The 14,513-nt window shown below is 64.5% G+C and carries 13 protein-coding genes; all 13 read right to left on the reverse strand.

All coding sequences use genetic code 11. The features are described from left to right. Window positions 1-5 precede the first annotated feature (5 nt). Window positions 6-950, reverse strand: a complete 945-nt coding sequence (locus SX1_RS00755) for a cell division protein FtsQ/DivIB (RefSeq protein WP_019051515.1) — start codon at window positions 948-950, stop codon at window positions 6-8. Next, window positions 943-1,908, reverse strand: coding sequence for a D-alanine--D-alanine ligase (locus SX1_RS00760; RefSeq protein WP_026149383.1), 966 nt, complete (start codon window positions 1,906-1,908; stop codon window positions 943-945). Before SX1_RS00760 ends, SX1_RS00755 begins: the two co-directional genes overlap by 8 nt. Then, window positions 1,905-2,426 (reverse strand): DUF4262 domain-containing protein, encoded by a 522-nt coding sequence (locus SX1_RS00765; protein ID WP_255209678.1) that lies wholly within the window; start codon window positions 2,424-2,426, stop codon window positions 1,905-1,907. The genes SX1_RS00760 and SX1_RS00765 overlap by 4 nt, the downstream gene beginning before the upstream one ends. Continuing rightward, window positions 2,393-3,307 carry a UDP-N-acetylmuramate dehydrogenase gene (gene murB / locus SX1_RS00770; RefSeq protein WP_019051518.1) on the reverse strand — a complete coding sequence of 305 codons (915 nt, stop codon included), beginning with the start codon at window positions 3,305-3,307 and terminating at the stop codon, window positions 2,393-2,395. The genes SX1_RS00765 and murB overlap by 34 nt, the downstream gene beginning before the upstream one ends. Further along, window positions 3,289-3,486 (reverse strand): hypothetical protein, encoded by a 198-nt coding sequence (locus SX1_RS00775; protein ID WP_017184128.1) that lies wholly within the window; start codon window positions 3,484-3,486, stop codon window positions 3,289-3,291. Before SX1_RS00775 ends, murB begins: the two co-directional genes overlap by 19 nt. Further along, the gene (murC, locus tag SX1_RS00780; protein WP_017184127.1) at window positions 3,486-4,913 is read right to left on the reverse strand and encodes a UDP-N-acetylmuramate--L-alanine ligase; all 1,428 of its coding nucleotides are present in this window, start codon (window positions 4,911-4,913) and stop codon (window positions 3,486-3,488) included. Before murC ends, SX1_RS00775 begins: the two co-directional genes overlap by 1 nt. Before the next feature lie 124 nt (window positions 4,914-5,037). Further along, window positions 5,038-6,204: an undecaprenyldiphospho-muramoylpentapeptide beta-N-acetylglucosaminyltransferase gene (gene murG / locus SX1_RS00785; protein ID WP_017184126.1), complete on the reverse strand. Its 1,167-nt coding sequence runs from the start codon at window positions 6,202-6,204 to the stop codon at window positions 5,038-5,040. Continuing rightward, window positions 6,201-7,403 (reverse strand): putative lipid II flippase FtsW, encoded by a 1,203-nt coding sequence (gene ftsW, locus SX1_RS00790; RefSeq protein WP_026149384.1) that lies wholly within the window; start codon window positions 7,401-7,403, stop codon window positions 6,201-6,203. Before ftsW ends, murG begins: the two co-directional genes overlap by 4 nt. Window positions 7,404-7,441: 38 nt before the next feature. Then, window positions 7,442-8,779: a UDP-N-acetylmuramoyl-L-alanine--D-glutamate ligase gene (gene murD / locus SX1_RS00795; RefSeq protein WP_019051520.1), complete on the reverse strand. Its 1,338-nt coding sequence runs from the start codon at window positions 8,777-8,779 to the stop codon at window positions 7,442-7,444. Next, entirely contained in the window at window positions 8,776-9,849 is a 1,074-nt protein-coding gene (gene mraY, locus SX1_RS00800) for a phospho-N-acetylmuramoyl-pentapeptide-transferase (protein ID WP_017184123.1), read from the reverse strand. Before mraY ends, murD begins: the two co-directional genes overlap by 4 nt. Further along, on the reverse strand, window positions 9,849-11,240 hold the full coding sequence (locus SX1_RS00805; RefSeq protein ID WP_019051521.1) for a UDP-N-acetylmuramoyl-tripeptide--D-alanyl-D-alanine ligase: 1,392 nt from the start codon (window positions 11,238-11,240) through the stop codon (window positions 9,849-9,851). Before SX1_RS00805 ends, mraY begins: the two co-directional genes overlap by 1 nt. 124 nt (window positions 11,241-11,364) lie before the next feature. Then, window positions 11,365-12,810: a UDP-N-acetylmuramoyl-L-alanyl-D-glutamate--2,6-diaminopimelate ligase gene (locus SX1_RS00810; RefSeq protein WP_019051522.1), complete on the reverse strand. Its 1,446-nt coding sequence runs from the start codon at window positions 12,808-12,810 to the stop codon at window positions 11,365-11,367. Further along, a complete protein-coding gene (locus SX1_RS00815; RefSeq protein ID WP_019051523.1) occupies window positions 12,807-14,513 on the reverse strand; it encodes a peptidoglycan D,D-transpeptidase FtsI family protein in 1,707 nt (568 codons plus the stop codon). The genes SX1_RS00810 and SX1_RS00815 overlap by 4 nt, the downstream gene beginning before the upstream one ends.

Below are 14,513 nucleotides of genomic sequence, written 5' to 3' on the forward strand. Positions count from 1 at the left end.
GGGGCTTAGCCTTCCTCGCCCAACGGCGCGGCGCTGGCCGCGGTGTCGGCCGCATCGACCGGCCGTTCCTCGACCTTGCCCTGCGGCAGCCGCAGGACGAACCGGTCAGGATCGCGCATGTCGAATTTCACGATACCCCGGCCCAATAGCCGGTTGACCCCGTCCATCCGTGCGAAATTGACCAGGGCGGCTGCGGAAACCTTGTCCCCTTCGGGCAATAACAGCGTCTCGCCCGACTGGAAGCGCAAATCCCAGCGGCGATTGCCGACCCAGGTGGCACCCGCCAGCATCGGCTTGAGCGCCGGGGCATTTTCCATCAGCCGATTAAGCCCTGCCGTCTGGCGATTGGCGTTGGGGCCGACCACCAGCGGCAGGTCCGGCATGGCGCTGGCCGACACGGGTTGCAGCACCACGCCCGCCACGTCGATCAGGTGCAACTGCCCGCCATGCTGCCACACCGCCACCGGATCGCGTTCGACAATGTCGACCACCAGCGTATCGGGCAGGCGGCGGGAAATGCGCGCATCCTTGACCCAGCCCAGTTTCAGCATGTCGGCGCGAACCTTGGGCAGATCGAGCGAGAGCATCGAACGATCCACCTGCCCCAGCGCGATATTATAGACCGGCAGTTCGTCCATTCGCTCGACGCCGCGCACCTCGACCTTGTCGACCTCGAAACCCGCGCGCGCCGCGATCAGCGCGGCCTGTTGCTGCACCATGGCGGGCAGGCCGAAGAAAATCGCGAACCCGATCAGGATCGCGGCGAAAATGCCCACGATCGTCCAGCTCGCCATGCGTTGCAGCGTGGCTTCGCTGACAGGCAGCGCCTCGATCAGTCGATCGAGCGAGGACTGGCGCTTGAGCGTCCGGCCGCGACCGCCCTTGGTCGCCCTGCCCTTCGCGCTGCTCAGCCGCGCCGTGCCCCCGCGCCTGATCCGTGCTTCAGCCATGTTTCGCTCCCGCCCTGTCCGGCATCCGGGCACCTGCCAGTGCTTCCTCGACAATAGTCTCTACCAGCGTGGCATAGTCAATGCCCAGCTTCGCCGCCTGTTCGGGAACCAGGCTCAGCGGCGTCATGCCCGGCTGGGTATTGACCTCCAGGAGGAACAGCCCCTCGACGCCGCGTTCATCGTCCCAGCGAAAATCGGACCGCGATGCCCCCTTGCACCCCAGCAACTGGTGCGACCGCAACGCCAACGCCTTGCACGCCTGCGTAATCTCGTCGGGAATGTCGGCGGGGCAGACATGTTCTGTCATGCCATCGGTATATTTGGCGTCGAAATCATAAAAGCCGCTCTTGGGCCGCAACTCCGTCACCAGCAGCGCTTCGTCGCCCAGTACGGCGGTGGTCAGTTCACGCCCGCGAATATAGGGTTCGGCCAGCAATTCGGGGAAATCCTGCCATGGCCCCACACTGTCGCGCGCGATGGGGTTGCCATAATTGCCCTCCGCCGTGACGATGGCGACGCCGACCGAACTGCCTTCATTGACAGGCTTCAATACATAGGGACGCGGCAGCGGATCGCCTTCGAACAGGCTCTCGCTCTGCACGATATGGCCGCCGGGCATGGGGATGCCGTGCGGCACCAGTGCCTGTTTGGTCAGCTGCTTGTCGATCGCGATGACAGAAGTGGCCAGGCCCGAATGGGTGTAGGTCAGCCCCATCAGGTCCATCATCCCCTGCACCGTGCCATCCTCGCCCGGCACGCCATGCAGCGCGTTGAACACGACGTCGGCTTTTGTTTCCGCCAACCGCGCCGCGACATCACGGTCCATATCGATCCGCGTGACTCGATGCCCACGCGATTCCAGCGCCTTGGCGACGCCCTCCCCGCTCATGAGGGAAACAGGCCGCTCCGCCGACCAGCCGCCCATCAGGACGGCGACATGAAGCGGTTTGAGAGTCAATGGAGTATCCCCGAATAGAGTTGAGGTTGGTCTTCAAGGAGTTCAGCGGGCGCGCCCGCGTCCCAAGGCCAAAGTCCCTCATAAGCCCACACCAACTGATAAGCTGCGTCGAGCGGCTTTCCAGTGCGCAAATTATGATACCAGAGCGCCGAATTGAGATATTCCGGGGTCAAATGCTGCTTGTCCACCGAGCGGGCGATGCAAGTCACGTCATAATCTTCAAACAGGCCTTCGACGCTTTGCCCATCAAACAGTGTTAAGCCAGCTTCGCATTGCCGATGGGTTTCGTTGACAGCAAACACGCCCATTTGTGAGGGAAGCCCGAGAATGATGACTTCCGGCTGATGGACGCTTTCCCAAAAGCCCACCGAATAAGCAAAGGACTTTGCATCATCCTCTGGATCAAAAACCGACACAACTTGGCATCCCTCATCGCGGACGTTCGCGATGATCCGCATTTCATAATCTGTAAGGGAGCGGTCACTCACTTCACCAACCCCACCCGCTGTATTTCCCATTCCAGCTCCACGCCGCTCTTGTCCTTTACCCGCCGCCGCACTTCCTCGCCCAGCGCTTCGATGTCGGTGCTGGTCGCCTCGCCCAGGTTGAGCAGGAAATTGGTATGCTTCTCGCTCACCTGCGCGCCGCCCAGTTGCAGCCCGCGACAGCCCGCTTCGTCGACCAAAGCCCAGGCCTTGTGCCCATCCGGGTTCTTGAAGGTCGATCCGCCGGTCTTGCTACGCAGCGGCTGGCTTTCCTCGCGCGCGGCGGCGATGCGGTCCATTTCGGCCTGGATCGCGGCGGGTTCGCCCGGTTCGCCCCGGAACGTCGCGCTGACCACGATCGCACCGTCGGTCAGGTTCGAATGGCGATAGGTGTAATGAAGATCGCGGTTGAGCAACGTCACTTGCTCGCCCGACCGCAACACCACCTGGCATTCCACCAATATGTCGCGGGTCTCACGCCCGTAGGCGCCGCCATTCATCCGCACGAAACCGCCGACCGTGCCGGGGATCGAGCGGAGAAATTCAAGCCCCGCAATGCCCGCATCCCGCGCGGTCGATGACACCAATATACCCGACGCGCCGCCGCCACAGGTGAGCGTCACCTCGTCCAGTCGCTCGACCTTTGCAAACGGCTTGCCCAACCGCACCACCACGCCCGGCACCCCGCCATCACGGACGATAAGGTTGGAGCCGAGGCCGAGCGCCATGACCGGCACATCGGGGTCCAGCATCGCCAGGAAATCCGACAGGTCATCGGCATCTTTCGGCTCGAACAGCCATTGCGCCGCGCCGCCCGCCTTGAACCAGACGAGCGGGGCCAGCGGCGCATCCGCCTTCAAACTGCCGCGCACGGGCGGAAGGGCAATCGTGGCCGTCAACCGCGCATGCCCCACAACTTCATCCAGCTTTTCATCGCCGTCAGCCCCGCCTCGCCCGCCTGATTGGCGGCCATGCCTGCCTTGGCATTTTCCTGCGCCGCCTGCACCATGTCGCGCGCGGCCTCCACGCCCTGCATCTGTACGTCGATCATGCGCTTCTGCATTTCCAGTCCAACCGCGAACAGTTCGAACATCAGGCCGACTCCTTGACCTTGGCGGAAACGGCAGCGGCCAGTCCCGCCGCCCATTTGGTGATGTCGCCAGCACCCAGGCAGATGACCATATCGTCCGCCTGAATGTCGGCGGCCAGCGCCGTCGCCAGCGCATCGGCGTCCGCGATGGTGGAAGCATTGCGATGCCCCCGCCGCTTCAGCCCCGCGACCAGCGCCGCGCTGTCCACGCCCTCGATCGGCTGTTCGCCAGCGGTATAGACGGGCGCGGCATAGACGATGTCGGCATCGTTGAACGCCTGCTGAAAATCATCCATCAGGTCGCGCAACCGGGTGAAGCGATGCGGCTGGACGACGGCGATGACCCGTCCCTGCGCGCCTTCGCGGGCGGCAGCCAGCACGGCTTTGATCTCGACCGGGTGATGGCCATAATCGTCGATCACGGTGGCGACGCCGCCATCGACGGCGATCTCGCCGACCTTGGTAAAGCGCCGCTTCACCCCCCCGAACTTGGCAAAACCCGTCTGGATCGTCGCATCGTCGATCCCCATGTGCAGCGCCACGCCGATCGCCGCCATGGCGTTCAGCACATTATGGCGACCGGGCATCGGCATCTCGATCCCCTCGATCTTGCGCGTCGACCCGTCCCGTTCGCGGATCTGCACGTCGAAGCGGTTGCCGCCGGGAAAGCTCACCACATTGTCGCCGCGAATATCCGCCTGCGCGGAAAAGCCGTAAGTGACGATCCGCCGATCCTGCACGCGCGGCAAAATCGCCTGCACTTCGGGATGGTCGAGACAGAGCAACGCCGCGCCATAGAAAGGCACATTGCCGACAAACTCGACAAACGCATCCTTCACCCGGTCGAAACTGCCATAATGATCGAGATGTTCGGGATCGATATTGGTGACGACCGCAATCGTGCCGTCGAGCCGCAGGAAACTGCCGTCGCTCTCGTCGGCCTCCACCACCATCCAGTCGCTATTGCCCAGCCGCGCGTTGGAGCCATAGCTGTTGATGATGCCGCCATTGATGACGGTCGGGTCCACCCCGCCTGCGTCCAACAACGCCGCGACCATCGACGTCGTCGTGGTCTTGCCATGCGTCCCCGCCACGGCCACGGTGGATTTGAGCCGCATCAGTTCGGCCAGCATCTCCGCGCGGCGGATCACCGGCACGCGCGTTTCCAGCGCCAGTTCGACCTCCGGGTTGCCGCGCTTGATCGCGGTGGACGTCACCACCACGGCGGCATCGCCCAGATTTTCCGCCTTGTGGCCGATCATCACGCGAATGCCCTTGGCCCGCAGCCCTTCGACCACATAGCCTTCGGCCACATCGCTGCCCTGCACATCATAGCCCAGATTGTGCATCACCTCGGCAATGCCCGACATGCCGATGCCGCCAATGCCGATGAAATGGATCGTGCCGATGTCCGTGCCGACACCCTTCATGCGATAATCTCCGAAACAATGCCGTCATCCCAGCGAAGGCTGGGATCTCTCTTTTCTTCAAGAGCGACGGAGAAAGAAGAAGTGGGATGCCAGCGTTCGCTGGCATGACGGAAGAGGGAAGCCATCAAGCAGGAACCCCCGCCAGGTTGAGCGACGTCGGCGTCGGCCCGACCCGCACCGCATCATTGACGATCGGCGCATGGCCGATGCTTTCCAGCAGGTCCGCCATGTCCCGCGCCGCATTGGGACGGCCACAGCCGCGCGCGCGCTTTGCGGCATTTTGCAAAGCGCCCGGCTCCATCGCCATCTTCTGCATCTGCTTGGCCAGTTCCACTGCGGTAAAGCGCGCCTGCGGAATGGTGCGCGCACCGCCTGCCTCGGTCATTTCACGGGCATTGGCGGTCTGGTGATCGTCCATCGCGCTTGGCAACGGCACCAGTATCGCAGGCCGCCCGGCGCAGGTCAGTTCCGCCAGCGTCGACGCGCCAGCACGCGCGATCACCAGATGCGACCAGCCCAATTTCTCCGGCACATCGTTGAAATAGGTGGCAAGGTCGGCGGGAATCTCCATCTCCGCATAGGTTTTGCGTACCCGCTCAATATCCTCGGCCCGGCATTGCTGCGTCACCTGCAAGCGGCGGCGCAGCGCGACCGGCAGCATCGACAGCCCTTCCGGCACGACGCTCGACAGAATCGACGCGCCCTGGCTACCGCCGATCACCAGCACCCGGAACACGCTCTCTTCGGTCAGCGCCGGGAAATCCTCCTCGCGCAACTGCTTCACTTCCTCGCGCACCGGATTGCCGATCAAATGCACCTTGGCGGCATATTTTTCCTTCAGCCGCTCGACCCCCGGATAGGCGGTCGCAATCGCATCGACACGACCCGCCACCAGCCGGTTGACGCGACCAAGCACCGCATTCTGTTCATGCACGGCGGTCGGCACGCCATCGGCCAGCGCGGCGAGCAGAGCCGGCATCGCCGGATAGCCACCAAAGCCGACGACGGCGGTGGGGCGGAACGTCTCATTGAGCCGCCGCGCCATCGCCCGGCCTGCCAGTATCGCCTTCAATGCGCCCGGCCAGCTTTTGGGATTCTTGGTCATGCGCCCGGCAGGCAACACATGAACCTGCGCCTTGTCGAAAATGCCGGGGATCTTCGCCCCCCGCTCATCGGTGACCAGCGCGACATGATGGCCGCGCGCCATCAGTTCCTCGGCCACGGCATGCGCTGGAATCATATGACCGCCCGTCCCGCCGGCAGCGAGGACGAAGTGACGGGAAATGCTCATCGACCACTCCATTTGACGACCGTATGCCGACCCATGAAGGGGTTGCGTCGCGTGAAGGCGAGCAACAGGCCGACGCCGATGCAAAGCGCCAGCATAGAGGAGCCGCCATAGCTGATAAAGGGCAGCGTCATCCCCTTTGACGGAAATATCTGCGCATTGACGCCCATATTGATGATCGCCTGCAATCCGAACTGCGTCGTCAGCCCCGCCGCCGCCAAAATGGTGAAACTATCCTCCTCGTCCAGCAGGCGCAGCAGCACCCGCACGACGACGGCCAGATAGACCAGAGCGATGGCGATACAGGCCAGCAGCCCGAACTCTTCCCCGATCACCGAAAAGATATAGTCGGTATGCGCTTCGGGCAGGCGGAACTTGTGCTGCCCGCCGCCCGGTCCCACGCCGGTAAAGCCGCCATGGGTGATGGTGCGGAAGGCCAGGTCCGTCTGATCCGGCCCGGCGCTATGATCGACGCCGATCCCCAGAAAGTCATTGATCCGCTGGCGGCCATTTTCATAGAACATGTAGACCGCGACCAGCCCAGCCAGCCCCATGCCGCCCAGCGCCGCTATCCAGCGCATCGGCAGGCCCGACAGCAGCAGCAGGCAGCCCCAGCAAGCCAGGAAAATGACGGTCTGGCCAAAATCGGGCTGACGCATCAGGATCGCCGCGATCAGCAACGTCATCGCGCCGGTCAGCGGGATCACCGGCAATGTCGCATCCTTGCCGCGCAGCGACAGCAGCCAGGCCAGCGTCACGACATAGACGGGTTTCAGAAACTCCGACGGCTGAAAGCGAAATCCAGGCAGGTCGATCCAGCGCTTCGCCCCGTTCACCGTGCTGCCCAGCAACGGCACGAACAACAGCATGATAAAGAAAAAGACGCACAGAAAGGTCGCCAGCCGCCGCGCCTGCGGTCGGGGCAGCATGGATATGACCAGCATGATCGGCAGGCCGATGCCGACCCACACAAGCTGGCGGTACAAATAGTTGAGCGGGTTGACCGCAACCTGCGCGGTCGACCGGTCGATCGCCGCCACCGGCGATGCCGCCGCGACCGCCACCAGACCGATCGCCATCAGCGCGACGATCAGCGACAGAAGGACGCGGTCGATTTCCCAGAACCAGATGGCGAGCGCGGTGCGTTCGCGCGGCACGGTGCGGGTGCGAAACCCCTTCACCAGTTCGCCTGCCCTAGACATGTGCCCCGTCCCTTCCCTGTTCGGCCCGTGCCATCACCCTATTCCAGCGCCCCGACCGCCGCGACAAAAGCATCGCCGCGCGCCTCGAAATCGCGAAACTGGTCGAAACTGGCGCAGGCGGGCGACAGCAGCACCACGTCGCCGGGCTGCGCGATCCGCGCGGCACGGCGCACCGCGGCGCTTAGCATCTCGCTATCGTCCACCGCCATAGACCCGCGCAGCAGGTCAGCGAACATATGCCCCGCCTCACCGATGGTATAAGCATGGGCGACATTGCCGAAATGCGGCACGCACTCGTCCAGATTATCCGACTTGGCCACCCCGCCCAATATCCAGTGGATACGCGGCCGTCCATCGACCGGCGGCCATGCGGCGAGCGCAGGCGCGGTCGAAGCCGCATTGGTCGCCTTGCTGTCATTGACGTAGAGAACGCCGTTGCGCGTGCCGACCGCCTGCATCCGGTGCGGGAGGCTGGCGTAGCTGATCAGCGCATTGGCGATGGTCGCCTCATCAATGCCCAGCGCTTTGGCCACAGCAATTGCGACAGCGGCGTTTTGCGCATTATGCGGGCCTTGCAGGGCTGGCCACGTCAGTTGGGCGACGGGATCAATGTCGCTCGACCCAACCGCTTTCACGTCGTCCCCACGCCCGCTTTCGCGGGAATGACGGAGGTTTTGAGCAATCGCCCGGCTCGGTTCATCTTCCGTCGCGATCACCGCGACATGATCCGCCGACTGCATCGCAAACAGCCGCGCCTTGCTCGCCACATAGCCCTCAAACCCGTCATAGCGATCGAGATGATCAGGCGTGATGTTGAGCAGCACCGCCACATCGCAGTCCAGGCTATGCGTCAGGTCGATCTGGTAACTCGACAGTTCCAGCACATAGACGCCCGGCCCCTTCAGGTTCGGCTCCAGCGGCGGTTGGCCCAGGATCGGCAGGCCGATATTGCCGCCCATCACCGTCGGATAACCGGCCTGCGCGATGATATGGTGGATCAGCGCCGTGGTGGTCGACTTGCCGTTGGTGCCGGTGATGCCGACCACCTTGTGCGGCGGCAGCGTCGGGCGGGCAAGCGCGAACAGTTCGATGTCACCGATGATCGGCACGCCAGCCAGCTTCGCGCGCATGGTAATGGGATGGCGATTGAGCGGCACGCCCGGCGACACGACGATGCCATCAAAGCCGCTAAGGTCGATCTCCATCGGATCACCCAGTTCCGCCTTGCCCGCGACCGCCGCACGCGCTTCCTCGCGCCCGTCCCACGCCACGACCCGCGCGCCGCTGGCCGACAGGCAATTGACGGTGGCCAGGCCAGACCGCGCCAGCCCCAGCACCGCATAGGTCTTGCCAGCAAAGGCGTCCGAAACGATCATCGCAGCTTCAACGTCGCAAGGCCGGCCAGCGCTAGGATGAAGGCGATGATCCAGAAACGGATCACCACGGTCGGCTCGGCCCAGCCCAGTTGCTCGAAATGATGATGGATCGGCGCCATCTTGAACACCCGCTTGCCGGTGCGCTTGTAGAAGAACACCTGGATGATGACGCTCATCGCTTCCACCACGAACAGCCCGCCAATGATGCCCAGCACGATTTCATGATGCGCAGTCACCGCGATCACGCCGATCGTCCCGCCCAGCGCAAGGCTGCCGGTATCGCCCATGAATACAGCCGCTGGCGGCGCGTTGAACCACAGAAAGGCCAGCCCCGCGCCAATGATCGCCCCGCAAAGGATCGTCAGATTGCCCGCGCCCGGCACATGCGGGATGCCCAGATATTCGGCAAAATCCGCGCGCCCCACCAGATAGACGATCAGCATGAAGGCCAGGCAGGCGATGATCACCGGCATGGTCGCGAGGCCGTCAAGCCCGTCGGTCAGGTTCACCGCATTGCCGAACGCCACGATCACGAAGGCTGCAAACAGGAAATAGAACGGCCCCAGTTCGATCGCCGGGCCATTGTAGAAAGGCACGTAAAGCGCGGTATTGCCGTGCTGCGACACGATCAGCCAGGCGGCAAAGCCAGCGATCAGAAATTCGAACAACAACCGCGCCTTGCCCGACAGCCCCTTGTGGCTGGCCTTGGTCACCTTGTCATAATCGTCCAGAAAACCGATCGCGCCGAAACCCAGCGTCACGAACAGACAGGCCCAGACATAGATGGAACTCAGGTCCATCCACAACAGGACCGACGCCACCATGGAGGTCAGGATCATCAGCCCGCCCATCGTCGGCGTGCCGCGCTTGGCCAGATGGGTCTGCGGCCCGTCGGTGCGGATCGGCTGCCCCTTGCCCTGCCGCACGCGCAGCCAGCCAATGAATTTGGGGCCGATCAGCAGGCCGATGAACAGCGCGGTAAAGATCGCCGCGCCCGCGCGGAAACTCAGGTAACGGATCAGGTTGAACCCACCCGCAAAATCCATGGTCTGGGCAAGCCAGTAGAGCATTAGTTGGTCTCTCCGTCGCGGGCGGGTTCGCCAAGCGCCGCGACAAGGCGGGACAGCCCGATGCCGTTGGAGCCCTTGACGAGGACAGCATCGCCCGCGCGTATCTCGGTGGTCAAAAGGGTGGTGGCGCTGGCCGTGTCGGGAACGTGCACATAGGCGATGCTGCCGTCCAGCGCATCGGCCAGCGGCGCCATTTCCGCGCCGACCAGGATGGCATAGTCGACCTGCCCCGCCTCCAGCGGCCCGGCCAGATCGGCGTGCAACTCAGCGCTGCGCGCGCCCAGTTCGCGCATCCCGCCCAGCACGGCAATGCGACGGTCTGCCTGCTCGCGCCCCAATTGCTTGAGCGTTGCGGCCATGGACAGCGGGTTGGCGTTATAGCTTTCGTCGATCAGCAGCGCCTCTCCGCCCGCAACCGGCACTATGCGCCGCTCGCCGCGGCCCGGCAGGCCCGGCATTTCCGCGAGCGCCAGCCCGGCCGCCGCCAGATCACCGCCAACAGCCGACACCGCCGCCAACACCGCCAGCGCATTGGACACCCAATGATCGCCCGGCGCTGCGACAGTGAAGCAGAGTTCCGCGTCAGGCAGCTTCGCCGTCACCAGCGTCCCGCCGCCCGGCGCCGCTACGGCCTCGCGCGCATGAACGTCCGCGTCGGCGCTCATGCCAAAGGTCAGGATATTGGCGGCGTGCCGTTCCGCCCTGTTGTAGAGCAGCGCCACATGCGGACTGTCATAGGGGATGATCGCGGTGCCGCCCGGCTCCAATCCTTCGAAAATCTCCGCCTTGGCCTCGGCAATCTTCGCCTCAGTGCCGAAATATTCGATATGGGCGGGCGCAATGGCGGTGACGATCGCGACATGGGGGCGCACCTGCCGGGTCAGCGCCGCCAGTTCGCCCGCATGGTTCATCCCCATTTCGAACACGCCAAAGGCGGTATCGCGCGGCATCCGCGCCAGACTCAGCGGCACGCCGACATGATTGTTATAGCTCTTGACGGAGCGGTGCACCTGCCCCGGATGGGCGCGATCCAGCGCCTGAAACAGCGCTTCCTTCGTGCCGGTCTTGCCAACCGACCCGGTGACGCCGATCACCTTGCCGCCCATCCGCTTGCGCGATGCCCGGCCCAATGCTTCGAGCGCTGCGGCACTGTCCTTCACCAATATGTGCGGGTGATCGACCGCTTCGCTGACGATCGCCCCTGCCGCACCTTGGGCAAAGGCCTTGCCGATGAATTTGTGCCCGTCGGTCGCCTCGCCCTTCATCGCGACGAACAGGTCGCCGCCGGTCACTTCGCGGCTGTCGAACGCGACGCCTGAAACGGCAAACGGCGCCGACGCGGCGCCGCCCGTTGCCTCGGCGATCTCGGCAGAGGTCCACAGGTCCGCCATCAATCGCCCCCACCGTTCGGGCTGAGCGAAGTCGAAGCCCTCCACTGAGCGGAGCGAAGTCGCCTCCCTATCGGTCGGCCGAGCCCTTCGACTTCGCTCAGGGCGAGCGGAATTGAGAACCGCATCAACCCGCGCACTCCCGCGCCACGGTCACATCGTCGAAAGGCAGCACCCGGTCGCCGATAATCTGGCCCTGCTCATGCCCCTTGCCCGCCAGCAGCACGATGTCATCCGCGCCCGCCTGCGCAATCGCCGCCGCAATCGCCGCGCGCCGCCCGCCAATTTCCTCTGCGCCAGTAGCACCCGCCATCACGGCGGCACGGATCGCGGATGGCTCCTCCGACCGTGGATTATCGTCCGTCACGATCACATGATCGGCCAGCTGTGCCGCCACCTGCCCCATCAAGGGCCGCTTGCCCGCATCGCGATCCCCGCCCGCGCCGAACAGCACGATCAGCTTGCCCTTGGTATGCGGCCGCAGCGCCTCGATCGCGGCGCGCAGGCCGTCGGGCGTATGGGCATAATCGACATAGACCGGGGCGCCCGCCTTGCTGATGACCGCGCGCTCCAGCCGCCCGCGCACCGGCTGAACCCGGCCCAGCAACTCCAGCACCTTCGCCACGTCCCCGCCAGTCGCAATCACCAGGCCCGCCGCCGTCAGCGCATTGGCCGCCTGATAGGCACCGATCAGCGGCAGATTGACCTTATATGTCTTGCCGTCCGCCTCAATGCCCAGCGTCTGTCCCAATTGCGTCGGCGTGCGCGTGACGAGCCGCAGCGCTTCGCCTTTCTCGCCAACGCTCAACAGGCGCAGGCCGCGCGCGGCCACCCGCGCAATCACCTTGTCCGACCAGGCATCGTCCGCCCACACCACCGCCGCGCCATCCGACGCCACGACTTCATCGAACAACCGCATCTTCGCGTCGAAATAGCTGTCCATGTCGCCATGATAGTCGAGATGGTCGCGCGACAGGTTGGTGAAGCCGCCCGCTAGCACCGGCAGCCCTTCGGTACGATATTGCGCCAGCCCGTGGCTCGACGCCTCGAACGCGGCATGGGTAACGCCTTCGCGGCGCAGGCCCGACATGTTCGACAGGAAAGTGACGATGTCCGGCGTGGTCAGCCCCGTCGACACCTGATCCACCGATGTCGTGACGCCCAGCGTGCCGATCGACGCGGCATGATGGCCCATCATCCGCCACAATTGCCGGGTCAGTTCGACCGTGCTGGTCTTGCCGTTCGTGCCGGTGACGGCAACCGTCACATCGGGAAAGGGCGCGAAATAGCGTGCGGCAAGCTGCGCGAACAGGCGGCGCGGATTGGCGTGCGCGATATGGATCGCGCCTTCGACCCTGGCTTCTGGCCGCGCGACGACCGCGATCGCCCCCGCCTTCACCGCGTCGGCAATATAATCCTCGCCATTGACGCGCAGCCCCTGAAAGGCGCCGAACACCGTGCCGGGCGCAACCTTGCGATTGTCGATGGCAAAGCCGGTGACATTGGCGTCCAGCACCGCTCCGGCGCTCACAGCCGCGTCCAGCCCGTCGATCAGCCCGGCAAGGCGCGTCATTCGGCTTCCCCCTTGGGTTTCCACAGCAATGGCGTCAGGTCCGAAATATCGACGTCGCGGCGCTCGTCGGGCATCACGCCCAGCATCGGCCCGGTACGTTCGATCACCCGCTTGACCACCGGCGCAGCGGTCCAGGCGGCGGTGCGCAGGCCGATCGCGCTGGTCGCGCCATCCATCATGGTCAGGACGACATAGCGCGGATTATCCATCGGGAAAGCAGCAGCAAATGTCGTCACCAGCGAACTCTTATTATAGCGACCATCCTCAGGTTTCTCGGCGGAACCTGTCTTGCCGCCCACCCGGAACCCCGTGGCGTCGGCGCTACGCCCTGTACCCGCCGCAACGATCAATCGCAACAGCTGGCGCATCCGCGCGCTGGTGGCGGCGGAAAAGACGCGCTGCCCGACCGGCGCTTCGCCGGGCTTCAACTTGCGCAGCGTCGCGGGGCGATACATGCCGCCATTGACCAGCGCGGCATAGGCGCTGGCCAGATGCAGCGGCGTTACCGCAATGCCATGGCCATAGGATACGGTCATGGTGGTGATCCGTCCCCAATTGCTCGGCCAGATCGTCCCGGCCCGCTCCTTCAGTTCGATCGGCGCGCGCTGGTCGAATTTGAGCGTGCGGAAAATCTGCTGCATCGGCGCAGCGCCCATTTCATCGGCAATCCGCGCGGTCGCGATGTTGGAGCTGTGGACCAGCGTTTCAGGCACGTTGATCCAGCGTCCCAGCGAATGATCGTCCTTGATGCGGAACCCGCCGATGGAGATCGGCGCGGTCGCGTCATAACGCTTGCTCATCGACGTCACGATGCCATGGTCCATGGCCGCCCCGATCGAGATCGGCTTGAAGGTCGATCCCAGTTCGTAACGGGCCTGCACCATCCGGTTGCACAGCGGTGACTCGCTGCACGATTTGCCCGCATAATTTTGCAGCTTGTTGGGATCGAACACGGGGATGGAGGCCATGGCGATCACTTCGCCCGTATTGGCGTCCAATATGATGCCGCCCGCACCCTTGGCATGTTGCGCGACCATCTGGGCGTAAAGCTCGCTTTCCAGCGCGCCCTGCACCCGGCTGTCGATGGAAATGGCAAAGGGCTGGCCGCGCAGCGCCGCATCGGTCAGCCGATCGTTGAACGCAGCCTCCACGCCCATGCCCCCGACCCCGTCGGCATTGGGCGCAAAGCCCAGCACATGCGCGGCAAGCGTGCGCTGCGGGTAGAGCCGCTCCTTCTCGCGCGGGAATTCGATGCCGATTTCGCCCAGCGCATTCACCGCCGCCACCTGCTCAGGCAAGGCCCGGCGACGCAGATAGGCCCAGCCACGGCCGGTCAACTTCTTGTAAAAGACCGCCTCGGCCTCATCGGGAAAAATCTCGTGCAGCTTGCGCGCCAGTTCGGCCGGTTCGCCGATCAGCTTGGACGGGCGCACCGCCACCGAATAGGCGTCCATCGTCCGCGCCAGCGGTACGCCGTTGCGATCGACTATGTCGGCGCGGGCCGGCAGGAACGCCGACAGGGCGTCGTCGCCCGTTCCGCTGTGCGCGAACACGCCGACCCACAGCAGCCGGCCAACCAGCACCATCGTCACCGCCATGAACAGGATCAGCAGCAGCATCAGCCGGTGATGTGCAATGGCGGTCAGGCTGACCCGTTGCCGCCCCGCCCGCGCCACACCCGGCTGAACGATGATCGTCGCCAT

The organism is Sphingobium xenophagum NBRC 107872 (assembly GCF_000367345.1).
Taxonomy (GTDB): Bacteria; Pseudomonadota; Alphaproteobacteria; order Sphingomonadales; family Sphingomonadaceae; genus Sphingobium; species Sphingobium xenophagum.